The sequence below is a fragment of the Paenibacillus sp. IHBB 3054 genome (genome assembly GCF_051594305.1).
In the GTDB taxonomy this organism is placed as follows: domain Bacteria; phylum Bacillota; class Bacilli; order Paenibacillales; family Paenibacillaceae; genus Paenibacillus_AQ.
In genome coordinates this window covers 15,115-38,591 of sequence record NZ_JBOFBG010000026.1, presented here as the reverse complement: position 1 = coordinate 38,591, position 23,477 = coordinate 15,115, and the positions used below count along the sequence as shown (strand labels likewise).

At 54.2% G+C, this 23,477-nt stretch carries 20 protein-coding genes; 15 read left to right on the top strand and 5 right to left on the bottom strand.

Annotated elements, in window-relative coordinates; all coding sequences use genetic code 11:
* The first annotated feature begins 11 nt into the window (after window positions 1-11).
* The 4 genes from ACQ76X_RS23695 to ACQ76X_RS23680 all read left to right on the top strand — a co-directional run bounded on the left by ACQ76X_RS23695 (window position 12) and on the right by ACQ76X_RS23680 (window position 3,782).
* Window positions 12-1,244 carry a multidrug effflux MFS transporter gene (locus ACQ76X_RS23695; RefSeq protein ID WP_438496197.1) on the top strand — a complete coding sequence of 411 codons (1,233 nt, stop codon included), beginning with the start codon at window positions 12-14 and terminating at the stop codon, window positions 1,242-1,244.
* Window positions 1,241-2,146 (top strand): DMT family transporter, encoded by a 906-nt coding sequence (locus ACQ76X_RS23690; RefSeq protein ID WP_438496196.1) that lies wholly within the window; start codon window positions 1,241-1,243, stop codon window positions 2,144-2,146. The genes ACQ76X_RS23695 and ACQ76X_RS23690 overlap by 4 nt, the downstream gene beginning before the upstream one ends.
* A 101-nt stretch (window positions 2,147-2,247) precedes the next feature.
* Window positions 2,248-2,601, top strand: a complete 354-nt coding sequence (locus tag ACQ76X_RS23685) for a FlxA-like family protein (RefSeq protein WP_438496195.1) — start codon at window positions 2,248-2,250, stop codon at window positions 2,599-2,601.
* A 317-nt stretch (window positions 2,602-2,918) separates the two neighbouring features.
* On the top strand, window positions 2,919-3,782 hold the full coding sequence (locus ACQ76X_RS23680; protein ID WP_038597682.1) for a nitroreductase family protein: 864 nt from the start codon (window positions 2,919-2,921) through the stop codon (window positions 3,780-3,782).
* An 86-nt stretch (window positions 3,783-3,868) separates the two neighbouring features.
* Here the strand turns inward: ACQ76X_RS23680 and ACQ76X_RS23675 are convergent, their stop codons facing one another.
* Window positions 3,869-5,350 (bottom strand): alpha-amylase, encoded by a 1,482-nt coding sequence (locus ACQ76X_RS23675; protein ID WP_438496194.1) that lies wholly within the window; start codon window positions 5,348-5,350, stop codon window positions 3,869-3,871.
* Window positions 5,351-5,450: 100 nt separating this feature from the next.
* Window positions 5,451-6,296 carry a DUF72 domain-containing protein gene (locus ACQ76X_RS23670; RefSeq protein ID WP_438496193.1) on the bottom strand — a complete coding sequence of 282 codons (846 nt, stop codon included), beginning with the start codon at window positions 6,294-6,296 and terminating at the stop codon, window positions 5,451-5,453.
* 258 nt (window positions 6,297-6,554) lie between these two features.
* Here ACQ76X_RS23670 and ACQ76X_RS23665 point away from each other — a divergent pair, with 258 nt between their 5' ends.
* Window positions 6,555-7,415 carry an MBL fold metallo-hydrolase gene (locus ACQ76X_RS23665; protein ID WP_438496192.1) on the top strand — a complete coding sequence of 287 codons (861 nt, stop codon included), beginning with the start codon at window positions 6,555-6,557 and terminating at the stop codon, window positions 7,413-7,415.
* A 132-nt stretch (window positions 7,416-7,547) separates the two neighbouring features.
* Here ACQ76X_RS23665 and ACQ76X_RS23660 read toward each other — a convergent pair whose 3' ends face one another.
* A complete protein-coding gene (locus ACQ76X_RS23660; RefSeq protein ID WP_438496191.1) occupies window positions 7,548-9,140 on the bottom strand; it encodes a histidine kinase N-terminal 7TM domain-containing protein in 1,593 nt (530 codons plus the stop codon).
* Window positions 9,141-9,572: 432 nt separating this feature from the next.
* Between ACQ76X_RS23660 and ACQ76X_RS23655 the strand changes: the two genes are divergently transcribed.
* The 6 genes from ACQ76X_RS23655 to ACQ76X_RS23630 all read left to right on the top strand — a co-directional run bounded on the left by ACQ76X_RS23655 (window position 9,573) and on the right by ACQ76X_RS23630 (window position 16,185).
* Window positions 9,573-10,355 carry an ABC transporter ATP-binding protein gene (locus tag ACQ76X_RS23655; protein ID WP_438496190.1) on the top strand — a complete coding sequence of 261 codons (783 nt, stop codon included), beginning with the start codon at window positions 9,573-9,575 and terminating at the stop codon, window positions 10,353-10,355.
* A 2-nt stretch (window positions 10,356-10,357) separates the two neighbouring features.
* On the top strand, window positions 10,358-11,170 hold the full coding sequence (locus tag ACQ76X_RS23650) for an ABC transporter permease (RefSeq protein WP_438496189.1): 813 nt from the start codon (window positions 10,358-10,360) through the stop codon (window positions 11,168-11,170).
* Entirely contained in the window at window positions 11,170-12,075 is a 906-nt protein-coding gene (locus ACQ76X_RS23645; protein ID WP_438496188.1) for an ABC transporter permease, read from the top strand. The genes ACQ76X_RS23650 and ACQ76X_RS23645 overlap by 1 nt, the downstream gene beginning before the upstream one ends.
* Window positions 12,076-12,123: 48 nt before the next feature.
* Entirely contained in the window at window positions 12,124-13,230 is a 1,107-nt protein-coding gene (locus ACQ76X_RS23640; RefSeq protein WP_438496187.1) for an ABC transporter substrate-binding protein, read from the top strand.
* Window positions 13,231-13,322: 92 nt separating this feature from the next.
* Window positions 13,323-14,786, top strand: coding sequence for a CoA-acylating methylmalonate-semialdehyde dehydrogenase (locus tag ACQ76X_RS23635; RefSeq protein WP_438496186.1), 1,464 nt, complete (start codon window positions 13,323-13,325; stop codon window positions 14,784-14,786).
* 31 nt (window positions 14,787-14,817) lie between these two features.
* Window positions 14,818-16,185, top strand: coding sequence for an aspartate aminotransferase family protein (locus ACQ76X_RS23630; protein WP_438496185.1), 1,368 nt, complete (start codon window positions 14,818-14,820; stop codon window positions 16,183-16,185).
* On the opposite strand, the gene ACQ76X_RS23625 is transcribed toward ACQ76X_RS23630, so the two are convergent.
* Window positions 16,151-17,839: a PucR family transcriptional regulator gene (locus ACQ76X_RS23625; RefSeq protein ID WP_438496184.1), complete on the bottom strand. Its 1,689-nt coding sequence runs from the start codon at window positions 17,837-17,839 to the stop codon at window positions 16,151-16,153. The genes ACQ76X_RS23630 and ACQ76X_RS23625 overlap by 35 nt on opposite strands.
* A gap of 325 nt (window positions 17,840-18,164) precedes the next feature.
* Between ACQ76X_RS23625 and ACQ76X_RS23620 the strand changes: the two genes are divergently transcribed.
* From ACQ76X_RS23620 to ACQ76X_RS23605, 4 genes are all read left to right on the top strand, one after another.
* Window positions 18,165-19,556 carry an NAD(P)-dependent oxidoreductase gene (locus ACQ76X_RS23620; RefSeq protein ID WP_438496183.1) on the top strand — a complete coding sequence of 464 codons (1,392 nt, stop codon included), beginning with the start codon at window positions 18,165-18,167 and terminating at the stop codon, window positions 19,554-19,556.
* A gap of 68 nt (window positions 19,557-19,624) precedes the next feature.
* Complete coding sequence (preA, locus tag ACQ76X_RS23615) at window positions 19,625-20,914, top strand: NAD-dependent dihydropyrimidine dehydrogenase subunit PreA (protein ID WP_038597650.1); 1,290 nt, start codon at window positions 19,625-19,627, stop codon at window positions 20,912-20,914.
* A 1-nt stretch (window position 20,915) separates the two neighbouring features.
* Complete coding sequence (hydA, locus tag ACQ76X_RS23610; RefSeq protein WP_438496182.1) at window positions 20,916-22,343, top strand: dihydropyrimidinase; 1,428 nt, start codon at window positions 20,916-20,918, stop codon at window positions 22,341-22,343.
* A gap of 1 nt (window position 22,344) precedes the next feature.
* Window positions 22,345-22,584: a hypothetical protein gene (locus tag ACQ76X_RS23605; RefSeq protein ID WP_438496181.1), complete on the top strand. Its 240-nt coding sequence runs from the start codon at window positions 22,345-22,347 to the stop codon at window positions 22,582-22,584.
* A 235-nt stretch (window positions 22,585-22,819) separates the two neighbouring features.
* On the opposite strand, the gene ACQ76X_RS23600 is transcribed toward ACQ76X_RS23605, so the two are convergent.
* Window positions 22,820-23,335 (bottom strand): GNAT family N-acetyltransferase, encoded by a 516-nt coding sequence (locus tag ACQ76X_RS23600; RefSeq protein ID WP_438496180.1) that lies wholly within the window; start codon window positions 23,333-23,335, stop codon window positions 22,820-22,822.
* Window positions 23,336-23,477: the final 142 nt, after the last annotated feature.

Here is a 23,477-nt window from a genome sequence, read left to right as displayed (position 1 = left end):
GATAATTTACCATGATCAAAATACAAAACGATAAGAATTCGCTGGCCGCAGAAGGCCCATCGCGGAAACAGCGACTTCAGCTTGCTATCATTCTGGGGGCTATTGCCACCATTGGTCCGCTGTCCATCGATATGTATTTGCCTGCGCTTCCCGCGCTTGGCGAACATTTCGGCACTAGCGCAGCGCTGGTGCAGCTCAGTCTGACCTTCTTTTTGCTGGGGCTGGCCTTGGGGCAGCTTGTGGCAGGGCCTCTGAGTGATGTCCACGGGCGCCGCCGTCCGCTGCTCATCGGCATGCTGATTTATGCGGTATCCTCGCTGCTCTGCGCCTTCAGCCCCTCGATCGGGCTGTTGGTCGGGCTGCGCTTTATCCAGGGCCTGGCTGGCTCGGTAGGGGTGGTCATCTCCCGGGCGGCGGTCCGCGATCTGTACAGCGGCTCCGAACTCACGAAGTTTTTCTCGCTGCTGATGATCGTCAATGGTCTGGGGCCCATATTCGCTCCCGTTATCGGCGGGCAACTGCTGAGAATAACGACCTGGCAGGGCGTATTCATTGTATTATTTGCAGCCGGGCTGCTCTTTTGCGCCACCATTCTGCTGCGGCTGCCGGAGACGCTGCCGAAGGAGCGGCGCGTAAAAAGCGGGCTGCTAGGCACGCTGCGCACCTTCCGTGATCTGCTCCGCAACAGGAAGTTTATAGGTTATGCGCTCTCTCAAGGGTTTGTTACAGCGGCGATGTTCGCTTATATTTCCGGCTCTTCGTTTGTGCTGCAAAATATTTTTGGAGTGTCTCCGCAAATGTACAGTCTGATCTTTGCCGTTAACGGGCTGGGGATTATTATGTCCGGCCAGATTGCCGGAAGATTGTCCGGACGGCTGGGCGAAGCGAGGCTACTGGCCAGCGGCCTCCTGCTCTGCACACTGGGAGGTGTTTTGCTGCTGGTCACTATTCTGGCGGGCGGCGGTCTCCTTCCCATCCTGATTTGCCTGTTCGCTGTGGTTTCCAGTGTGGGAATGGTGGGCACTACCAGCTTCTCGCTGGCGATGCAGGATCAGGGAGAAACCGCAGGCAGCGCTTCAGCACTGCTGGGCCTGCTGCCGCTGCTGCTTGGCGGCTGTGTTGCTCCGCTGGTTGGCCTTGGGGGTGACGAAACGGCGCTGCCGATGGCAATCGTGATCGCGGGTGCCGGGGTTTGTTCTATCCTGTCCTATCTGCTGCTCTGCAAGAGAGGGGAGAAGAAATGAGCCGTAAGGATTTCTCCATTCTTTTGCTGTTGGCCTTTTCCTGGGGCGCTTCCTTTCTGTTTATGAGAATTGCCTCTCCCGAATTGGGACCTGTTGTTACGACAGAGCTGCGCGTTACGCTGGCAGCTGCAACCTTGCTGCTCTTTGCAGCGGTCACCAAGCGGAAGCTGGGGATCTGGCAGCATTGGAAGCAGTTCCTTGTGCTGGGCTCCATTAATGCCGCGCTGCCCTTCACACTGATCTGCATGGCTGAGCTGCATCTTAGCGCTTCGCTGGCAGCCATCCTTAATGCCACCACACCGATGTTCGCTGCACTTGCGGCTTGGGGAACGCAGCAGGAGAAGCCGGGACTGTCCAAGTCTATAGGACTCGTGATCGGCTTGCTCGGCGTAGCTGTGCTGGTCGGATGGAGTCCGGTGCCGCTCTCCGGCAAGGTTCTGTTGTCCGTGTTTTTCTCTCTCGGAGCTGCACTTGCCTACGGCTTCGGGGGATTATACGCTGCGCGCGTGGGCCGTGGCCTTGCGCCATTGGCGCTTGCTGCAGGCCAGCAGCTCGGGGCGGCTGTAGTGCTGCTGCCGCTGGCGGTAATTTTTGCCCCCCGGGAGCTGCCGTCTTCGGCAGCGGTTTTTTCCGTACTCGGGTTGTCATTCATTTGCACTTCCGTGGCATATCTCTTGTATTTTCACCTGATCCAGAGTGTCGGCGCGGTCAAGACCGTCAGCGTTACCTTTCTGGTCCCCGTGTTCGGGCTGATATGGGGGGTAATCTTCCTGAATGAACCGGTCTATGCCAATACGCTTGCCGGTCTGGCGATTATTCTGCTTAGCGTAACGCTGGTCAACCGCAAAACCCGGCCAAAAACGGCTCAGGCAGTGGAACAGAGTGGTCAGGGCAAGGTCTAATCCAATTCATAGCTTCGAATACTTTCAGCAAACTTTCAGCGCATTTTAACGTTCCTTTCGGGTGGAAGGATTATAGTGTAGAGGTGAAAGGAGGAACGTGAATGAATATTTCATCCGCATCATCTACATCTTCCGCTTCCTATACTGCTTCCAGTGCTACCGATACAAGTGCGCTGGAGAAGCAAAAAGCGAAGCTGCAAGCCGACCTGGAGAAGATCGGGGCCAGCAAGGACGACGAGAAGACAAAGGAAACCAAGACCAAGCAAATTGAGCAGCAGATCAAGCAGATCGATGCGCAAATTGCCCAGAAATCCAAGAACAGCTCCGCTTCCGCAAACAACAGCAGCACACCGCCTGAGAAACCTGCAAACAGCAATACGCTTGCTGCGGCAAGCGCGCAGGAGATCGCTGCTGCCACTACGGACAGCGAAGGAAGATTTGACATCCGCGTATAAGTACGCAGCCGAAGCCAAGTAAACAGCATACCCAAAAAGAGGACATCCTTTGCCGTGAGGGAGTCCTCTTTTTGGGTGCAGAAATAGCCGTTACCGGCGTATTGAAAATCCCCTCTAAGGTGGGCTCTGCGTCTATACAGCATGGTCTCAAAATGCTAATATTAGTATGTGAAAAAAATAGCTAACTAAACCTTTGCTCTTTTTAAGATCTTACTAAGATCGCACAATAAGCAATCATAAGTATCCATCATCACTTGGATGGCTCCTGTTTCCGCAGGCGCCATCTTTTTTAAAATAATGAAGGGGAGGGACATTAGATGGGAATTCCGGTTATGGATATTATCGAGAAGCGTAAATCTGTACGGACTTATGAAGCCACACCGATCGGGGAGGCCGTCCATGCTTCCATAATGGATTATCTGAGCCAGGAGGATAATCTGCACGGGCCGTTTGGCGGAAAGCCGGGAATTGAGTGGGTCTGGGCCAAAAGCGGGACAGAGGACGGAAAGAACGTGAAGCTGGGGGCTTACGGTATCATCCAGAATCCGCAGGCGTATCTGGTCGGCAAGGTCAGGAACGATAAACTGGCGCTGCTGGAATTCGGGTATGTGTTTCATAGGCTGATTCTCTATGCCACCAGCCTGGGACTTGGCACCTGCTGGCTTGGCGGAACGTTCAACCGCAAGACCTTTGCCCGCGAAATCGAGCTTGCCCAGGGCGAGATTATTCCTTGCATCACGCCGCTGGGGTATGCACGGGAGAAGCAGCGGCTGCTGGATGCCACGATGCGCTATGTCGTCAAAGCTGATCAGAAGAAGCCTTGGCGGGATCTGTTCTACGACACCGAATTTGGCAACATGCTCGCTCCCGAGTCAGCCGGGAAGCTTGCGCCCCCGCTGGAAATGGTCCGGCTCGGCCCTTCCGCTTCAAATAAACAGCCTTGGAGAGTGGTAGTCTCTCCGGACCGGAAGCAGGCCCATTTCTACCTGCAGCATACGCCGAATTACAGCGGCAACAAGCTGGGCTTTGAGATGCAGCGGATTGATATCGGGATTGCCGCCTGCAATTTCGGGCTTGCCTGCCGTGAACTGGACATTGCGGGGGAATGGACTGTTAATGATCCGCAGCTTGATCTTGACGGACCGCTTACAGAATATATGCTGAGCTATAAACTCAGTTGAACCGGGACGTCAACGTATATAGCAAAGAGGTGAACTAACGGCTGCCGGTACGGCGCGTAGTTCACCTCTTTTATTGAATCAATGCTTTATGCCGGATCGGGTTCTTTGTCGCCGTTATCGGGCAGAGCCCAGACAGAGACACTTCCGCCGTTTACCGGGAAAACCGCCCAGCCATCCTCACCGATGGTTATATTTTCCTCACGGTTATGGGTGAAATCCTTCCAAACTTCGCCTGCGCGTTCCTCGCCGAGGAACATCCGCTTCTCCCCCTGATCTCCATTGGAGATGACCACGGCACAGCCGGAGCCTTCGATTTCTTCCACACCGCGCCGCACCCAGCCAATCGTATTGGGGTGGTCGAAATAATCATCCTGCTCTCCGTATGCCTTATGGTACCGGGTGTAGAGCAGCGGATCAATGGCGGCTTTCTTGCCTTCCACCGGAGTCGGTCCGCCGATGCCATAATAATCACCGTAGAAGACAACCGGGTATCCGTCACGCCGCAGCAGGATCAGGGCATAGGCGCTTTGCTTGAACCAGTCGCCGATCCAGGATTCCAGCGCTTCATGGGGCTGCGAATCATGATTGTCAACGAAAGTTACGGCATTGCCGGGGTGGGTCTGGACGAGCGTATCGTTAAAGATTTGGGTCAGATCAAAGTCCCTGCCCTCCAGTGCAGCCGAATACAGCTTGTAGTGAAGCGATACATCGAACAGGTCGATTTGATAATCCACCGTGTTGAGGAATTCCCGGCAGGCTTCGAGATTCGAGTTCCAGAATTCGCCGACAATGTAGAAGTCTTCACCGCGCTTTTTACCCATTTCGGCAGCGAATTCTTTGATGAATTCATGATTGATATGCTTGATGGCGTCCAGCCGGTATCCGCTGCACTGCAGCGTGTCGACCAGCCATTTGCCCCATTCTAGCATCTCATGCTTAACTTCCTCATGGCTGTAGTCGATGTTAGCGAACATCAGATAATCATAGTTGCCGAACTCGTCATCCACATTCGGGTTCCAGCTCTTGTTGTCGGCGGCAAGCTTGAATACGCCGGTCCGGCCTTCCTTGGCATCGAAATCGGTGCCGTTAAAATGAGTGTGGTTCCATTTAAAGGCGGAGTACTGGTCTCCACGTCCGGGAAAGGTGAATTTCGTCCAGCCTTCAATCTCGAACGGTTTCGAAATCTCCTTGTTGCGGTCGTTCGGATCAACCTCGATCACCTGGAACACTTCGGTCTCGTCGGCGCCCGCTTTATGATTCATCACCAGATCCACATAAACGGCGATGCCGTTCTTTTGGCATTCGGCAATCGCCTCCACCAGTTCCAGCTTGGTGCCGTATTTGGTCCGGATGGTCCCTTTTTGGTCGAATTCGCCCAGATCGTATAGATCATAGACACCATAGCCTGTATCCTCGCCAGAGACAGCCTTGGTTACCGGCGGTACCCAGACAGAATCAATATAGGCGGCCTTCAGCTCGGTGGCAGCATCAGTCAGCCGTTTCCAGTGGTTCCCGTCCGCGGCGACATGCCATTCGAAAAACTGCATCATCGTATGGTTTCTCTTCATTCCCGTTTGGCCTCCTTTAAATTATGATATGAATGGATAAGTGCGATTGGTGTCGTGCTTCAGTAAGGAGCAGAAGAGAGGATATGTACACATCTGGTGCTCATGAAAATAAGTCCAGCTGGCGCGGGGCCAGTCCTCCGTCGATTCCGAGCAGCGCTTGCAGCTCTTTGGCGTTATCGGTGGCGTCACCACCGGAGTTATTGTTGAAGACCACGTACAGCTCCCGGCAGGACTGCTCCAGCGCAAGCAGCCGGTCCCGCCACTCGGTCAGCTCCTCTGTGCTGTAGCGGTACAAGTAGCGCAGGCTCCGCCAATTCGGATGGCTGCTCTGGCTCCAGCCCTGGGCGTTGCGGCCATGCAGCCGCACGTAAGTGATATCCGGCGATGTGGCCACCGGCACAATCGGAACAGAGCCTGATCCGGCCTGAGGTTCATCGGCCACCGTATGAATCCAGCCCTCCTGCTCCAGAAACTGCAGGGTTTTGGCCTGCATTTCCGGACTGTACCAGGAATCATTGCGGAATTCGATGGCGGAAGGCACATCCAGCATCCGCTGCTTGGCCTCGCGCAGAAACTGCACGTTTTCTTTGGTGCAGTCGAACCACGGCGGAAACTGGAAGAGGGCCATCGCAAGCTTCCCGGCTGCCCGGACTGGCTCAATAGAGGTATGGAAGGCCTGATACATTTCCTCCGGAGTGTCGTAATAATTCTTTTTCTCGCGTAAATGTCCGGTCATTCCCTGATAGGCTTTAACGATAAACCGGAAGGCATCCGGCGTCTGGCTCACCCATTTGGCGTAATTTCTGACTGGCTGCACGGCATAAAAGGAGCTGTCAATCTCCACAATCGGAAAATACGCGCTATAGGTAGGGAGCCGGTCAGCGGGCTTGATTTTGCCGTAAAGCTCTTCATGGTCACCGAAGCCGGTTAGCCCGATCTTAATCATGGAATCTCCTCCTTGTCAGTATATCCGCACCTGACCCGAACAGATCAGCTAACTCTTATTAAACTTAAAACCCTCTATAGCAAACAAGGGCTGTTGATTAATGTCCGTAATTGAGGCAACATGAAGATTAAAGATGGCCTGAAACGAACGAGGCCGGAAATACCGCTATGGGTGCTGTTATCACCAAAAGAACGTCCGGATATACTTTGTTGTCCGGCCTATTTTCAGTCTGATGTATATTGCAAGGGGGAGCACGAGATGGAGCACAAGTTCGAACAGCTTAGCCGTCACATTCTGATTATGCATCCGGAGCATGACACGGATCGTCCGGTATTGGCAGCAATTATAGGGGAGCGGCGTACACTTCTGATGGATGCCGGCAATTCGCCGGCCCATGCAGCGCTGTTCCGGGAAGAACTGGCTAGACGCGGCTGCAGGCAGCCAGACATGCTGGTTCTGACCCATTGGCACTGGGATCACACCTTCGGACTCTCATCCTGGAAGTCCCCAGCTATTGCCCATGAAGAGACGGCGAAAGTGCTGGAGAGCCTGACCGGGCTGAACTGGGGAGAAGAAGGCTTGGAGAAGCTTGTAAAGAGTGGCACGATCAGTGAAGAAAGTGCGGAACATATCCGCCTGGAGTACGGCGAGGCAAGAGAGGTAACTGTCGTCAAGCCGGATATTGTGTTTACCGGCAGCCTCACGGTCGATTTGGGCGGAGTTTTCTGTGAAGTGGTCCATGTGGGCGGTGACCATTCGCCGGACTCCTGCGTGCTTTACATTAAGGAAGACAAGGTGCTTTTTCTGGGCGATGCTCTAGGCCCTTCTGTGTATGGCGGACCGCGCCAATACAGCAGCACCGGGTTCTTAAGATTGCTGGACATTGCCTACCGCTATGACGCGGACTGGTATGTGGAGTCGCATGGGCTGCCAATGACCAGGCAGGAGTTCCGGGAGGATCTGGCTCCCTGGGAACGGCTGGCCCGGATCGTCGATGTGTTCGGACACAACCGGGAACGGGTGGTGCTGGAGCTGAAGACCTATCTGCAGCTTGAAGAGCTGCCTGGGGATTTGCTGCAGGGTGTGGAATATTTCATGGCAGGCGCGAAGCGGCGTTAACTGCAATATTCATAATTTCTACTGATTATATTCAGACCCTGCCAGGCACTGGCGGGGTCATTGTGTTGCAGAATGATGAGATAACAGCCCTGTTCTCTAATCGGCTTCGTGCCGGAGAACAGGGCTGTTCGTTTAAACAGGTGAAAAGGGGGTGATCGATCCTCCGCTAGACAAATGTACGGTATTGCGTCCGTTGCGTTTGGAGCTGTAGAGCGCATGATCCGCTTCCGAGAGCAGCTCTTCAAGCGAAATAGGTTCTCTGAACGCCTCCGCCACCCCGAAGCTTGCCGTTACATGGATCGGACCGGACGAGGTGTAGACTTCGCTGTGCTCAATGCTGTCACGGATAGCTTCGGAGAGCAGAGCCGCCTGCTTCAAGGAAGTGTCAGGCAGACAAATGACGAATTCTTCGCCTCCGTAACGTCCGAAAATATCCCCTTCGCGCACATGCTTGCTGCATACGCCGACTATATGCTGGAGCGCCATATCGCCATATTGATGTCCGTAGCGGTCGTTGATGCTCTTGAAAAAGTCGATATCGAGCAGAATGATGCACAAGGGGCGCTTGCTGCCAACTGCTTCCTCCAGCAGAGACCGGCTCCGCTCCATGAAGTGCGTACGGTTATAGATGCCGGTCAGGCTGTCGACAGTGGCAAGCTGCAGCAGCTTGGCCTGAAGCAGTGTCCGCTCTGTCACATCAATCAGCATAATCATCCGCCCGGCCAGATGACCGTCATGCTTCTGCACCGGAGAGGATCTGACCTGGTAATAGCTGGTCTCCCCATTGATATTCCAGGCCAGCTCGCGTTCCTCGCTGAGCAGAGGGTCGGAATTCATTACATAATCTACAGCGTCTTTGCCCGCAGGCAGGAACAGCTGGGCGAGCGGTCTGCCGATGGCCGATGAATCCAGGCCTTCAAGCATTTCCGTGGCAGCACGGTTATAGTCGACGAGCGTATCTTTGCGGTCCGTGACCAGCACTCCGTCACGCATGCTCTCGAACAAATTCTCCCGGGCGATGGGGGCCGCGGTAAGCATGCCCCTGGAAAGAATTGCCCAAATATAGAGGGTCGAAGTCACGCTCATAATCACCGGCACAGGGTCCATTCCATAAGGGGTCATGTTCATTAAATAGAGGAAGGCTCCCAAAGCCGGGAGGAACTGTCCGATGAAGATCGTCAGCATCTGCCGGCGGTAGGCCCGCTTCATCCGGTTCCACTGCCAGAGAATGAGACACATTCCCGCAAGCATGCAGCCGAAGGTCAAACTGCCCTGCACAATATACCAAGGTCCCATCACGATGTCGATCAGCGGGGTGGGGGCACCCTCCCGGAAATGCATCGACTGATAGAACAGATGGTGATAATCGTTGGTCCATACGAGCACGGTAGAGATTAAGGGGATGGAGTACAGCGCGGTCAGCAGCCCTTTCTTAACCAGCCGGTCCAGGCCGACGAAATGCATGATCATAATCAGGCTGGAAGGAGCGATATAGGGCATTCCCAGATACTCCACCTTGACCCAAAAGCCAATCTCCTGCATGGTGCTGCCCGACAATTCCAGCGCGAAGCCAAAGGTATAGATCGCGGTAGTGATGGAGCTGAGGATGAAGGCATTGATTCCGGAGAAATCCGTTCTTCTGTAATAGGCGAACAGCGCGAGAAGTGCGCTCAGCACACCGGAGATGGAGACAATGATAATATAATTCGAGATCATAGATTCCATCGGCCGGGCCTCCAGGTAGTGCGGGCTGCCGAGGTTGGCCATGGGAGCAGGGACAACGGGGCATATAGCCATGAGGCGTTATTATAAGCATTAAACATCACGTATTGTCTCCTGTTTCAGCAAGAATATAGATAAATAGTACCACATATCTTCATGGATAACATTCGGGATTGAACGCAGTGAAGCGTGAATACCGCTACCTTCTTTTATCGGCATATTTCTTCATTGTTAACAATGAAAGTGTCCCTCCTAGACAAAGTGACGGAATTTCACAGATCCAATTTTACTATTTGTCTAGTGAGTGTACCGGGAGCAAAGTGTACCATGTTAGTTAATACTACATTTCGAAAAGAAAGTCAGCATTTCATGAGAAATTGCGTTATGTTAATTAACATTAAACGATCAGACTCAGGGATGAAGGGGGAGCTGGAAATGTCATTAGTAGCGACAAGAATTCCTGAAATACAGCTGGAAAACGTTGAAATGCGTTATGTGGCGGAGACTGCCGACGTACTTGCACTGCATCAGGTGAGCCTTGATATTGCCAAAGGAGAATTCGTCTCCCTGCTGGGTCCATCGGGGTGCGGCAAAACCACACTGCTGAGATTGATGGCAGATCTTATTACACCAACCGGCGGAAACATTACGGTGGCTGGCAAGAGCGCCAAGGAAGCCAGACTGGCCCAAAAGTACGGCATAGTTTTCCAGAGTCCGGTACTTTATGACTGGCGCAAGGTGAAACACAACATTACCCTGCCGCTGGAGCTGATGGGCGTCAAGAAGTCGATCCGTGAGGACAAGGCGCTGGAGCTGCTGGATCTCGTCGGGCTGCAAGGCTTCGCGGACAAATATCCCTGGCAGCTCAGCGGCGGCATGCAGCAGCGGGTTGCAATTGCCAGAGCGCTGTCGATGGAACCGGAGATACTGCTCATGGATGAACCGTTCTCCGCGCTGGATGAGTTTACCCGCGAGCGCCTGAATGAAGAGCTGCTGGCTGTCTGGAGCAAGGTGCAGAGCACCATCGTTTTTGTCACCCACAGCATTCCTGAATCCATTTTTCTGTCTGACCGCGTATTCGTGCTTTCTCCGCATCCGGGAAGGCTGTCGGCCATTGTTGATATTCCGCTGCCGCGTCCGCGTACGGCGGAAATGAGAAACAGCCCGCAGTTTTTTGAACTGATCGCCACGATCCGCGACAGCTTTGAAGGGGTGTAACGATGAAGGGGAACAGTGCGTTTATGCGCAGCCGCGTGCTGCCGCTGTCCGTCTGGCTCCTTGGGCTGCTGATGGTGTGGGAGGCTGGCTCCTGGATGCTGCTCCATGTGGCACAAACGCCGCTGGCCCAGTCGAAGCTGCCTTATGTTCATGAAGTGGCGGCTACCTTATGGAAGTACAGCGGCACACTGGTTAAGGAGGGGGGAGCTACCTTTGGTAATGCGGGAGTCGGGTTTCTAATCGGTGCCTCTGCCGGAGTGGTTCTCGCTGTGCTGATGAGTCTGTCGAAGACGATCGAGCAGCTTGCCTTTCCGTATGCCATTACCTCGCAGATGATCCCGATTCTGGGGCTTGCGCCCATTATTTACGGTATTGTACGTGATGAGCAGGTGTCCCGGATCATTATTTCCGGATACATTACCTTTTTCCCGGTTGCGCTCAACATGCTGCGCGGTCTGCGCAGCGTCGATCTGCCGGCGCTGGAGCTGATGCATTCTTATGCCGCCAAACCTTGGGCGGTGTACTGGAAGCTGCGCTTTCCGGCTGCACTGCCGGCACTGTTCAGCGGCCTCAAGGTCGCAGCCCCGCTTGCCGTGACCGGTGCGATTCTGGTAGAGCTTATGGGGGCGCAGCACGGCATTGGTGTGATCATGCTGCGCAATCTCTATTATGGTCCTTCCCATACGTATATGTTCTGGTCCACGGTAATTGTCGGCGCTCTGCTCGGAGTAGCGAGCTACGGGCTGATGAGTCTCGCCGAACGCCTGGTTGCGCCATGGCAGCCTGAATTCCGCCCGAAGGGGGGCCGCCGCTAATGGAGGGAAATGCTGTGCGTGAAGCAACGTTGATAGCTTCTGCAGGGAATGAGGGATCTGCACCATCTCGTATAACAACGAAGGATGGCGTATTTACCGGACGGAGCAAGCGGAAGTTTGGCCGCCGCTCTATGAGATGGCTGAACGCTGGAGTGATTCTGCCTCTGCTGGCCGGTGTGCTTTTTCTGGTTCTCTGGGAAGCACAAATTTTCCACAAGCTGTTCGATCTGAAAAAATACCAGCTGCCGCTGCCATCGGCCATAGCGGAGGCAATAAGGGATAATTTCAGCCTGCTCTTGTCCTATACCGGCTATACGCTGACTGAAGCTGTGGTAGGAATGCAGATCGGTTCGGCCTGCGGCTTCCTGATCGCCCTGGTCGCAACGGCCTGGCCCCGCTGGGGCGGTGGCAGCCTGACACTGGTCGCTGCACTGAATGCTGTGCCGATTGTTGCGCTGGCACCGATTATGAATCTGTGGTTCGGCGACGGGATCGGCTCGCGTGCCGCAATCGTTACGGCAACGACCATGGCGGCGATGGCTATCAATGCCTATAAAGGGATGGCATCAGTCGATCCGCTGGCGCTGGATTTAATGCATTCCTACGCAGCCGGCAAGCCGGCGGTATTCCGCTATCTGCGGATTCAGAACAGTCTGCCGTATGTGTTCACGGCGCTGAAGATCAACGCTACCGCAAGTATGATCGGAGCGATTGTCGGAGAGTTTTTCTTCTCCTCCAGAGGGCTTGGCTACCTGCTATCCAACTCGATCAAGGTGGCCAAGATGCCGCTGGGCTGGTCCTGCATCGTACTTGCAGCTATAGCCGGAGTCATCTTCTATCTGGTAGTGGAGCGGCTGGAGAAGGTATTCATCAAGTGGCATTCCTCCCAGCGTGCGTCATCTTAAATCTGTTACACCAAACTACAAACTCAAATGGGTAGGGGGAGCTGCGTGATGAAAAGGAATAAAGGCAAATTTCACGGTGGGCTGTTGATGGCGGTAATGATCATGGCAATCTCTTTGCTGGCAGGTTGTGGAGGTAATAACAATAATAATGCTCCGGCGGCTGAAGCGACGGCAGGCACGGGAGCTTCGGCTTCACCGGAAACGGCGGCGGCCACAGAACCGGCTGCGGAGCCGGTGACGGTCAAGCTCCAGCTGAAATGGGTGCCGCAGGCCCAATTTGCCGGATACTTCCTGGCCCGGGACAAGGGGTACTATGCTGAAGAAGGTCTTAATGTGGAGATCCTGCCCGGCGGCCCGGATATAGTGCCTGAACAACAGGTCGCGGGCGGCTCAGCCGATATCGGCGTGGATTGGGTGGCGAGTCTGCTGACCAGCCAGGAACAGGAAATGCCGCTGGTGCAGATTGCGCAAATCTACCAAAAGAGCGGACTCGTGCTGGTATCCAAGAAGGAGGCGGGAATCAGCAGTGCAGCGGATCTGAAAGGCAAAAAAGTCGGCAACTGGATGGGTGGCAACGAGTTTGAAATCCTTGCACTTTTTGATAAATACAAGCTGGATTCCAATAAGGACCTAAACTTCACGAAGCAGGGCTTCACGATGGACCAATTCCTTGGCGGCGAAATCGACGCGGCTTCGGCGATGACGTATAACGAATATCAGGTTGTGCTGGAATCGGGCATCAAGACCGAAGAGCTGAATGTGATTGATATGAATGATGAAGGCGTGGCGATGCTCGAAGACAATCTGTTCGCCAATAAAGAATGGCTTGCAGACAATAAGGAGACAGCGGCCAAATTCGTCCGCGCTTCCTTGAAGGGCTGGAAAGATGCTATCGCCGATCCTGAGGCGGCTGTAGATAGTGTAATGAAGCTCGCTGAAGAAGGCAGTACTTCAAGAGAGCATCAGCTCACGATGATGACGGAGGTTGCCAAGCTGATCCAGCCGGAGGGCTTTGACGTTTCCAAGCTGGGGTATACCGATGCAGCTGCATTCCAGCAGACGGCAGACATCGCGCTCAAATTCGGTGTAATCAAAGAGGCGGCCAACGTGGAGGAAGCCTATACGAACGAGATTGTTGAAATGGCAGCAAAATAAGCGGTTTTCCTCATATTGATGATAGATGGCCGCCCGTTTTGGCGGTCATCTATTATCATCGGCATCCAGAAACAGTGAAAGAGGTGCGGGCTATGTCTCTGCTGGCGAAGCAGACTGAAAAGGTCAGAAATTATATAAACGGGGTTTGGGTGGCGTCATCATCCGGGCGGGAGGAGGAAGTTTTCAACCCGGCAACCGGAGAAGTGATTGCTTATGTGCCGATTTCCAGCCGCGAAGAGCTGGATACTGCGGTGCAAGCTGCGGCAGAGGCATTTCATTCATGGAAAAGGGTTGCCGTTCCGCGGAGGGCCCGCTATTTCTTCCAGTACCAGCAGCTGCTGGTGCAGCACTGGAATGAGCTGGCTGAGCTGATTACGCTGGAGAACGGCAAAAGCCTGGAGGAAGCGCTGGGCGAAGTGCAGCGCGGTATTGAATGTGTGGAGTTTGCCTCCTGCATCCCCACACTGATGATGGGCAGCCAGCTGCCGGATATTGCCACCGGAATTGAATCGGGCATGTACCGCTACCCCCTGGGGGTGATCGGCGGGATCGCGCCCTTTAACTTCCCGATGATGGTGCCCTGCTGGATGTTTCCGCTGGCAGTGGCCTGCGGCAATACCTTTGTGCTGAAGCCTTCCGAACGGACGCCGCTGCTGATGAACCGGCTGGCTGAGCTGTTTGCGGAAGCGGGGTTTCCGCCGGGTGTGCTGAATGTGGTGCATGGAGCACATGATGTGGTGGGTGGATTAATTGAACACGACGAGGTGAAGGCGATTTCCTTTGTCGGCTCACAGCCGGTAGCGGAATATGTGTATAAGCAAGGGACTGCACATGGCAAACGGGTGCAGGCACTGGCCGGGGCCAAAAACCATTCGATTGTGCTTCAAGATGCCGATCTGGGCAATGCGGTGAAGAATATTATCGCTGCTGCCTTCGGGTCGGCGGGCGAGCGTTGCATGGCCTGCTCGGTGGTCGTCGTGCAGGAGACGATTGCCGACGAACTGGTGCGCCGTCTCCTTGAGGCGGCCGACGGGCTGAAGATCGGCGACGGCAGGGAAGCCGGAGTATTTCTCGGACCGGTCATCCGCCAGTCGAACAAGGACCGCACGCTGGCTTATATTGAGGCAGGTGTACAGGAGAAGGCGGAGCTGGTGCGGGACGGCCGGAAAGATGCAGCGGCGGGAGGCAAGGGCTACTTTCTCGGGCCGACCATCTTCGACCGTGTAGAGCCGGGAATGACGATCTGGCGCGATGAGATTTTTGCTCCGCTGCTGTCTGTGATGCGTGTCAAGGATCTGGCGGAGGCGATAAACGTAACGAATCAGTCCCCGTTTGCCAATGGAGCCTGCATTTATACGGACAGCGCCAAGGCGGTCCGGGAATTCCGGGAAGAGATTGATGCGGGAATGCTTGGTGTGAATCTCGGTGTGCCTGCGCCGATGGCCTTTTTCCCTTTCTCGGGTTATAAGAAATCGTTCTATGGAGACCTGCACGCCAACGGCCGTGACGGTGTGGAATTCTACACCCGCAAGAAAATGATCACTGCGCGTTATTGACCAGAATGGAATGTTGAGAGGAGAGATTGCGGTGCAGAGCCTGGAGAACGAAAGCGAGCTGGCCGTCAAGAAAGATCAGCAGTATCTATGGCATAACATTACACCTTACAGCGAGAGCCATCCGCCGATGATCGCGGCGACGGCAAGCGGATCATGGGTTACCGATATTGACGGGAATAAATTTCTGGACGGGATGTCCGGGCTGTGGTGCGTCAATGTCGGATATGGGCGCAAGGAGCTGGCTGATGCGGCCTATCAGCAGCTGCTCACCCTGCCTTATTTTCCGCTCACGCAGAGCCATAGGCCGGCTATCGCGCTTGCCGAGAAGTTGAATGAATGGCTGGGCGACGACTATGTCATTTTCTTCTCCAACAGCGGATCGGAAGCGAACGAAGCGGCCTTCAAAATGGCCCGCCAATACCAGCAGCAAATCGGCCAGCATTACCGGCATAAATTCATTGCCCGCTACCGCGGTTATCATGGCAGCTCGCTCGGCGCCCTGTCAGCGACCGGCCAGGCGCAGCGCAAATATAAATATGAGCCACTGACCGGCGGATTCCTCCATGTGGCACCGCCCGACAGCTACCGCCGTCCTGACGGCATGACCGTGGAGGCGTTCAACCTCCAGTGTGCGCAGGCCATTGAGGATACGATTGTCTGGGAGGGGGCAGAGACGGTTGCGGCAGTAATTATGGAGCCGGTGATTACCGGAGGCGGAGTCATTGTGCCGCATCAGGTGTATATGGACCGGGTGCAGGAAATCTGCCGCAAGCATGGAGTACTGCTGATTATTGATGAGGTCATCTGCGGCTTCGGGCGTTCCGGCCGCAACTTCGGCCATCACAATTTCGGCATCAAACCTGATATAGTGACGATGGCCAAAGGGCTGACCAGCGCCTATCTTCCGCTGTCGGCAACGGCGGTGCGCAAGGATATTTATGAGGTCTTCAAGGACAACAGTGATGATTACGGATATTTCCGCCATGTGAATACGTTCGGCGGCAACCCTGCGGCTTGTGCGCTTGCGCTGCGCAACCTGGAGATTCTGGAGCAGGAGCATTTGGTGGAGCGTGCTGAAATCCTCGGACAAAGGCTGGCGGGTGCATTTTTCGGGTTACGGGATCACAAGCTGGTAGGAGATGTCCGCAGCTTTGGGCTGGTCATCGGCATTGAGCTGGTGGCAGATAAAACCACCAAGCAGCCTGCCGATCTGGCTGTCGTCAAAGGCATTATTGCCGAATGCAAATCCAAAGGGCTGATCATCGGCAAAAACGGAGATACGGTGGCAGGATTCAATAATGTGCTTACCTTCGCACCGCCGTTATCCTCCACCGATGAGGATGTGCAGTTTATAATCGACACGTTCAAAGCTGTGCTGAACGGGAGCTGGGCAGAGTGAATTTCTCCGGGTACAGGAACTGGTAGGCACGGAGGGCGACCTGAATGGAGATGCGGTTCTCCGGCAGCATGAAGTCTTCGCCCAGCAGTTCGGTGATTTTGTCCAGCCGGTAGTAGAGCGATTGTCTGACGATGAACAAATTGCGGGCGGCGATTTGCTTTGAGCCGTCATGGTCGAGATAGACACGCAGCGTCAGCAGGAGCTCGCTCCCTTTAGACTGGTCGTGATCGATCAGCGGGCCGAGATAGCTGCGGATGAAATTCTCCAGCGTCTTGCCGTCATTCAGGTTCAGCAGCAGCTGGAATACGCCGAGCTCTTCGTAGAACAACACAGACTTCTGGTAACAAGTATAGAGAGACAACGCTTGTACGGCTTCCTGATAACCGGCATAGGCATGTTTCAGGCCCCTTTGGGACTTGCTGACTCCAATAACGAGCTGCAGGTCCTTCAATTTCTCGTCGGAGCGGATATGTAGCAGGGAATCAAGCGCCTGCTGCAGCCGCAGCTTGCCGGGCAGCTTGGACTGGATATCGAGCGCGATGACAGTGAGCCGGTTGTTCTTGAGTGTGATCAGCGGGCGCAGCGAGTATTTCTCGAAAATGGAGCGGAGAATGAGCGACAGATGGAAGGTGATGGATTCCCAATCATTCTCCGAGCTGTTCCATTTAACATCGCGGGGATTCTCGATCTCAATCAGGCATACGCGGTACGGCAGCTCATTCACGACATTGAAGTCGGGTCCTGCCAGTCCCTTGAGCCGGTTGTCATCCTGGGTGCGGCCGCTGATCAGCTCATCCACCCACAGGTTCTCGGAGAACAGCTTGCGTTCCTCCATATACCGTGTGCGCAGCAGCTCCTGGGCAATCGACAGGGAGGCGGAATCCAGCAGCAGGCAGTCGAACTCCTGGGGTTTGTGGCTGCTGACCATCAGGATATAAGCCCAGGTCTGGTCGAGCGCGCCCACCGGCTTCAGCGCGATCAGCTTATGGCCGAATTCGCGGATGTAAGGTGCGGCATCGGGTTGTACGCCCTCCATCTCCTCGCTGAAGGCTTCGAAGAACTGAAGCAATGGGGCCTGATCCTCGGGCGGCAGCGCCGGGAAGAACAGGGGTTTGCCCTGCAGCTGCATATATACAATTTGCGTGCGGGTGCTTTTACATAATAGCTGCAGAACCTTAAGGGTCCCTTGGGAAGTCAGCGTCAGGCGGTGGAATTCACGGGAGATGCTCTCCAGCTCCTGCAGCATGCGGTGATGGCGGTTGATGATGAGGGAATGCAGATCAAGCGTGATATCCACGAAACGTACCGTACGGGTGAAAATAATCAGCGGGAAATCGTGGCTGTTCGCCAGGTCGATCATCTCCTGGGGGATTTTGCAGAAATACTCTCCCAGCTCGATGCACAAACAGGCGGCATTCTTATCGATCAAATTGTGCATAAACGATAAGGAGGAAGGCAAATCAACACTTACACCCATCCCCGTAGTCAATATCATCTCTTCCCCGTGGATCAGCCTTTCAAAACTGGCGCTTTCCAGTACATGCACCCAGCGAATCGCCCGGTTCAGGCCGTTTTTTCCGCCGATAAGCTCCGCTTCCGCAAACAGCGGTCTTTTCAGCGCATCGCGGACCGTAAATACAAGTTCCCAATCCATAAGCTTCCCCCTCGCTATGTCGTCAGGCAGGTAAAAAATACACTTTTGAAATTAGACAATGTGTCTAATGTAACGAAAAATCAAAATGACTATAGTTTGAATATAATATGTGAGGAAATATAACTCGTTCAGAAAGAAAATAGAATGGATTCTTTGATTTATTGTCCATTTTACTACATTAAGCCTGATAAGTAAGTAAAATATTAAGGCGATCATTGAAATAATGTTATATTATATAACACAAAAATGATTTCGATGATGAAAATGTTTATTTTTTATCCGGCAATGCCTGGGAACACCACTCGTCCAGAAGGAGGGAGATCTGATGGAGCATTCTTCTCCGTTAACCACGTTTACGCCTGATATGTTCATGCGCAACTTCGCCGAGGCTGAGCCGGGTTTAACCCGCAAAGGTGCAATCGAAGAATCCAACCGTTGTCTGTATTGTTATGACGCCCCCTGTATTAAAGCCTGCCCGACCAGCATTAATATTCCTTCCTTTATTAAGCGGATCGCCACCGATAATTTAAAAGGCTCGGCGCAGACGATCATGGACTCCAATCCTGTAGGCGCCAGTTGCGCCCGTGTCTGTCCAACCGAGGAGTTGTGCGAAGGCGCATGCGTTCTGAATGATGCTTCGGCACCGATCCAGATCGGACTGCTGCAGCGTTATGCCACGGACTGGGCTATAAACAGCGGTGTTCAGTTATTCAAAGCTGGTGCTCCTAATGACAAAAAGGTCGCTGTCATCGGGAGCGGTCCTGCCGGGCTGTCTGCGGCTAGAGAGCTGGCGCGTGAAGGCTTCCAGGTGGTGATCTATGAGGCGAAGCCGCTCGCCGGCGGGCTGGATACGCATGGTATTGTCTCTTTCCGGCTGCCGCAGTCTATATCGCTGTGGGAAGTGGAGCAGGTGGAGGAGCTGGGCGTGGAGATCCGCACCGGAACAAAGGTTGGCGTTGACGTCTCCGTGGAGGAGCTGAAGGCGGAGTATGATGCCGTTGTGCTGGCTGCAGGGATGGGGTATGTTCCTCCGCTTGGGATTGAAGGCGAGAAGCTGTCCGGGGTATACGATGCGATAGAGCTGGTGGAAACCACCAAGACAGGCATTCCGACACTGGAGCTGATGGGCCAGCGCGTCGCTGTCATCGGCGCAGGCAATACGGCCATTGATGCGGCAACCTGCTCGGTGCGGCTGGGGGCAGCGAATGTGAAGATGGTCTACCGCCGTACACGCTCGGAGATGACGGCCTACGATTTCGAATATGAATTTGCCAAGCAGGAAGGTGTGGAATTCAACTGGCTGACTTTGCCGAAGCGCATTGTCGGGGACGAGCTCGGCAATGTTACGGCACTGGAGTGCGTGCAGATGAAGCTGACCGGGGAGACCGGCAAAGACGGCCGCCTTGCGCCGATGCCTGTTGATGGCTCTGAATTCCTGATACCGGTGGATGCGGTTGTGGTGGCGATCGGACAGAAGCGGCGGTTGGACCTGATTGAAGCGCTCGGTCTTGAGCACAACTATGGGGTTGTCAAAATTGATGAGAAGACCGGACGGACGTCCGATCCGCAGATTTATGCCGCCGGTGATATTGTGTTTGGTTCCGGCAAAGGCGAAGCGATGGTCGTATCCGCCGCCCAGCAGGGCAAAGATGCTGCTTATGCCATTGTGAAGCAATTGTCGGGCCTGCAGGACAGCGTGGTGGGTTCTGCTGTCTAAACGGGGAGTGCCAAGCAATACAAGACCGGCGGCTTCAACCGGACTTTATATGACAGGGAGGGAATATAATGGCAGATTTGAGTATTGATCTTGCAGGTATCAAGTCACCTAATCCATTCTGGCTGGCGTCCGCGCCGCCCACCAATACAGGCTATCAAGTGCAGCGGGCGTTCGAGGCCGGCTGGGGAGGGGCGGTGTGGAAGACACTCGGTGATCCGATTATTAACACCTCCTCCCGGTTTGCGGCCGTGCATTTCAACGGTCAGCGTGTAGCTGGCTTCAACAATATCGAGCTGATTACGGACCGCCCGCTTGAGGTGAACCTGAAGGAGATCTATGAAACGAAGAAAAAATTTCCGGGTCATGCGATTATTGCCTCCCTGATGGTCGAACCGAGGCAGGACAAATGGCATGAAATCGTCAAACGGGTAGAGGCTGTCGGCGTAGACGGCCTGGAGCTTAACTTTGGCTGCCCGCATGGGATGGCGGAACGCGGCATGGGCGCAGCCTCCGGCCAGCAGCCCGACCTCGTACAGGCGCAGACGACCTGGGTTAAAGAAGTCGCGACCACGCCGGTCATTGTGAAACTGACCCCGAATATAACGGATATTACAGTCGTTGCCCGCCATGCCGTCAAAGGCGGCGCCGATGCGATAAGCCTGATTAATACAATCAACAGCCTGGCTGGCGTGGACATTCACAGCTGGAACACGATTCCGAATGTCGGCGGCCAAGGCGCGCATGGCGGTTATTGCGGCCCGGCGGTGAAGCCGATTGCGCTCAGCATGGTGGCCGAATGCGCCCGCGACCGGGGGGTTGGCGTGCCGATCTCCGGAATTGGAGGCATTTCCACCTGGCAGGATGTAGTTGAGTTCATGCTAATGGGCTCTACGGGCATTCAGGTGTGCACGGCAGTCATGCATCACGGCTTCCGGATTGTCGAGGAGATGATCGACGGCCTGAACAATTATCTGGATGATAAAGGGCTGGCTTCGGTCACTGAGCTGATCGGTAAATCGGTGTCTAAGTACTCCAATTGGGGTGATCTGGACCTCAACTATAAAGTCGTTGCAAGGATTAACGAGGAGAACTGCATCAACTGCAACAAATGCCATATTGCCTGTGAGGATGCTTCGCATCAATGTATCGACATGTTAACGGATGCCGCAGGAAAGGCGATTCTGCAAGTGCGTGAAGAAGACTGTGTGGGCTGCAATTTGTGCTCCATTGTCTGCCCGGCAGACGGAGCCATTGATATGGTTGCCCTGGACAGCGGCGCGGCGCCTCTAACCTGGAATCAGCGTCAGAAGGTCATCAGCGGCTTGAACGGCTCGTATTCAGAAGCGGAGGTGGTCTAGCATGAAGAAGATAATCAAAAATGGCATTATCGTTACCGCAGCGGATACTTATACGGGAGATGTGCTGTTTGAGGACGGCATTATTACCGGAATAGGGCTGAATCTGGAAGCGCCGGGTGCGGAGATTATTGACGCTTCCGGCTGTTATGTCTTTCCGGGAGGGATAGATCCCCATACACATCTGGATATGCCTTTCGGGGGAACCGTGACGGCTGATGACTTCGAGACCGGCACGATTGCCGCCGCCTATGGCGGAACGACAACGGTCATCGACTTCTGCCTGACGACCAAAGGCCAGCCGCTTCAGCAGGCTGTCGATGCCTGGCATAACAAATCACAGGATAAAGCGGTGATTGATTACAGCTTTCACCTGATGGTTTCGGAGCTGAATGACAAGGTGCTGGGCGAGCTGCCGCAAATTATTGAAGACGAAGGCATCACTTCGCTGAAGGTGTTCATGGCCTACAAGAACACTTTTCAGGCCGATGACGGCGTACTGTACAAGACTCTGCAGGCGGCCAAGCGGGAAGGTGCACTCGTTATGGTCCATGCCGAGAACGGCGATGTGATCGAATATCTGGTGGAGCAGGCTCTGGCCGCAGGCAACACCGATCCGATCTACCATGCGCTGACCCGCCCTCCGGAGCTGGAGGGCGAAGCCACGGGCCGGGCTGCTTACCTGACGGAGCTGACCGATTCGCAGCTCTATGTCGTGCATGTCACCTGCGCCGAAGCGGCCTGGAAGATTGCCGAAGCCCGCAAGAAAGGGCTTCGTGTCTACGGTGAAACCTGCCCGCAATATCTGGTGCTGGATCAAACCGCGCTTGCGAAGCCTGATTTTGAAGGCGCCAAATATGTCTGGTCTCCGCCGCTGCGTGAGCAGTGGAACCAGGAGGTGCTGTGGGATGCGCTGTGGAGCGGCACGCTGCAAACGATCGGTTCCGATCAGTGCTCCTTTGACTTTAAGGGGCAGAAGGATCTGGGTCTGGGCGACTTCTCCAAGATCCCGAACGGCGGGCCGACGATTGAAGACCGGTTCAGCCTGCTTTACTCCGAAGGGGTGCAGAAGGGACGGATTTCGCTTAATAAATTCGTGGATATCATCTCAACCTCCAGCGCCAAGCTGTTTGGCCTATTTCCACAAAAGGGCACCATAGCTGTGGGCAGCGACGCCGACATCGTGATTTTCGACCCGTCGGTGGAAAGAACACTTTCTGCTGAAACCCATCATATGAATGTTGATTACAATGCGTTTGAAGGCTTTGAGGTTAAAGGCGAACCGGTATCCGTACTCAGCCGGGGTGAATTCGTGATCCGCGACAAGCAGTTTGTCGGCCAGGCGGGTTCTGGCAAATACCTGCACCGCAAACGCTTTGCAGCGGAAGCGCCGCGTCCGGCCAAGGCGGAAATCAGCGGAGGAGTGGTCTGAGATGTCTGCATTTGATGAGTTTGACCAAGAGCGGCAGGAGATTGACGATTTGCTGCTGCAAGGCTACTCCATCGTCAGTATTGAAGAGGATTTGGACGGTGCCAGAGTAAAATTTATTCACAGCAGCCCGGGCAGGGTGCCGGTGGAGCTGCAGCTGCTGACGGCGGATGCGCGCAAGCATGTGACGACGGTGGTTATATCGGGTCAGAGACCGGCCACCCCCATGGAAACGCATACGTAAGGCGCGACAATTCTAAGATACAGGGTCCGCGTGTCAAAAAAAACGGGGATAAATATGGTGCAGCCATAGTTGCGGTATTTTAAATCTGCACATCCCGCACCTGTCTGAAAAAGACTGCCGGTAGGCCAAGAAACATTGGCTCCTATCCGGCAGTCTTTTTTGTGCAGTCAGGCAGATTTATGTAGAGAACTTGCCCTGCTAAAGGGCGCTGCAGAGGGAATTGGCGCCAAGAAGACTATGCCTGCAGCGATAGCTTGTCCAAATACTCGAACCGCAGAATCGACATGATGTGCAGCGACTCGAAAGAATCTCCAGTCTTTACACAGTCCCTAAGGGTGCCTTCCAGTGTGAACCCCGCACCTTCATAGACATGACGGGCTCTGGAGTTATGTTCTTTAACGTCCAGCCACAGCCGGTGGGTTTCGGTTCGGGCGAAGATCCAATCCGTCAGCATCGAGAGGGTTGTTTTCCCATAGCCTCGTTCCTTGGTTTGTATGACAAGCCGCTTAATGCAGACACTAAGATTAGGGTCCTGCAGCCCCGTTATAATCACATAGCCTGCTTGTTTCCCCGATTTATCCTCAATGATGAGATGCAGAATGTCCCCGTCCTGTAGTGCTGCATCATGCTGTTCCCTGCTCCATTGTCCGATAAAGCGGCGGTTAGTTTCGGCTTGCTCGGCAGCCAGGACAAAATCCAAATCATGAAGCGCTGTTTTCCGTATATCCAGAAGCCCTGATGTTATTAACATGAATCTCTCCCCCTTACATTGTTAATCATAGCAACATAGTACAAGAAGAACAGGATGCTGCCAACAGAAAAGGCCATCCTATGTCAATGTATTGTATAATTGAGGCTCGGTGCCACAAATGTAACAGATCTAAATTTAGCAA

Excerpts from the sequence above, each read along its gene's own strand:
- ACQ76X_RS23640 (WP_438496187.1), top strand. The coding sequence starts at position 12,124 with ATGAAAAGGAATAAAGGCAAATTTCACGGTGGGCTGTTGATGGCGGTA.
- hydA (WP_438496182.1), top strand. The coding sequence starts at position 20,916 with ATGAAGAAGATAATCAAAAATGGCATTATCGTTACCGCAGCGGATACT.
- ACQ76X_RS23665 (WP_438496192.1), top strand. The coding sequence starts at position 6,555 with ATGGAGCACAAGTTCGAACAGCTTAGCCGTCACATTCTGATTATGCAT.
- preA (WP_038597650.1), top strand. The coding sequence starts at position 19,625 with ATGGCAGATTTGAGTATTGATCTTGCAGGTATCAAGTCACCTAATCCA.
- ACQ76X_RS23620 (WP_438496183.1), top strand. The coding sequence starts at position 18,165 with ATGGAGCATTCTTCTCCGTTAACCACGTTTACGCCTGATATGTTCATG.
- ACQ76X_RS23680 (WP_038597682.1), top strand. The coding sequence starts at position 2,919 with ATGGGAATTCCGGTTATGGATATTATCGAGAAGCGTAAATCTGTACGG.
- ACQ76X_RS23685 (WP_438496195.1), top strand. The coding sequence starts at position 2,248 with ATGAATATTTCATCCGCATCATCTACATCTTCCGCTTCCTATACTGCT.
- ACQ76X_RS23650 (WP_438496189.1), top strand. The coding sequence starts at position 10,358 with ATGAAGGGGAACAGTGCGTTTATGCGCAGCCGCGTGCTGCCGCTGTCC.
- ACQ76X_RS23670 (WP_438496193.1), bottom strand. The coding sequence starts at position 6,296 with ATGATTAAGATCGGGCTAACCGGCTTCGGTGACCATGAAGAGCTTTAC.
- ACQ76X_RS23600 (WP_438496180.1), bottom strand. The coding sequence starts at position 23,335 with ATGTTAATAACATCAGGGCTTCTGGATATACGGAAAACAGCGCTTCAT.
- ACQ76X_RS23660 (WP_438496191.1), bottom strand. The coding sequence starts at position 9,140 with ATGGAATCTATGATCTCGAATTATATTATCATTGTCTCCATCTCCGGT.
- ACQ76X_RS23675 (WP_438496194.1), bottom strand. The coding sequence starts at position 5,350 with ATGAAGAGAAACCATACGATGATGCAGTTTTTCGAATGGCATGTCGCC.
- ACQ76X_RS23655 (WP_438496190.1), top strand. The coding sequence starts at position 9,573 with ATGTCATTAGTAGCGACAAGAATTCCTGAAATACAGCTGGAAAACGTT.
- ACQ76X_RS23645 (WP_438496188.1), top strand. The coding sequence starts at position 11,170 with ATGGAGGGAAATGCTGTGCGTGAAGCAACGTTGATAGCTTCTGCAGGG.
- ACQ76X_RS23690 (WP_438496196.1), top strand. The coding sequence starts at position 1,241 with ATGAGCCGTAAGGATTTCTCCATTCTTTTGCTGTTGGCCTTTTCCTGG.
- ACQ76X_RS23605 (WP_438496181.1), top strand. The coding sequence starts at position 22,345 with ATGTCTGCATTTGATGAGTTTGACCAAGAGCGGCAGGAGATTGACGAT.
- ACQ76X_RS23635 (WP_438496186.1), top strand. The coding sequence starts at position 13,323 with ATGTCTCTGCTGGCGAAGCAGACTGAAAAGGTCAGAAATTATATAAAC.
- ACQ76X_RS23695 (WP_438496197.1), top strand. The coding sequence starts at position 12 with ATGATCAAAATACAAAACGATAAGAATTCGCTGGCCGCAGAAGGCCCA.
- ACQ76X_RS23625 (WP_438496184.1), bottom strand. The coding sequence starts at position 17,839 with ATGGATTGGGAACTTGTATTTACGGTCCGCGATGCGCTGAAAAGACCG.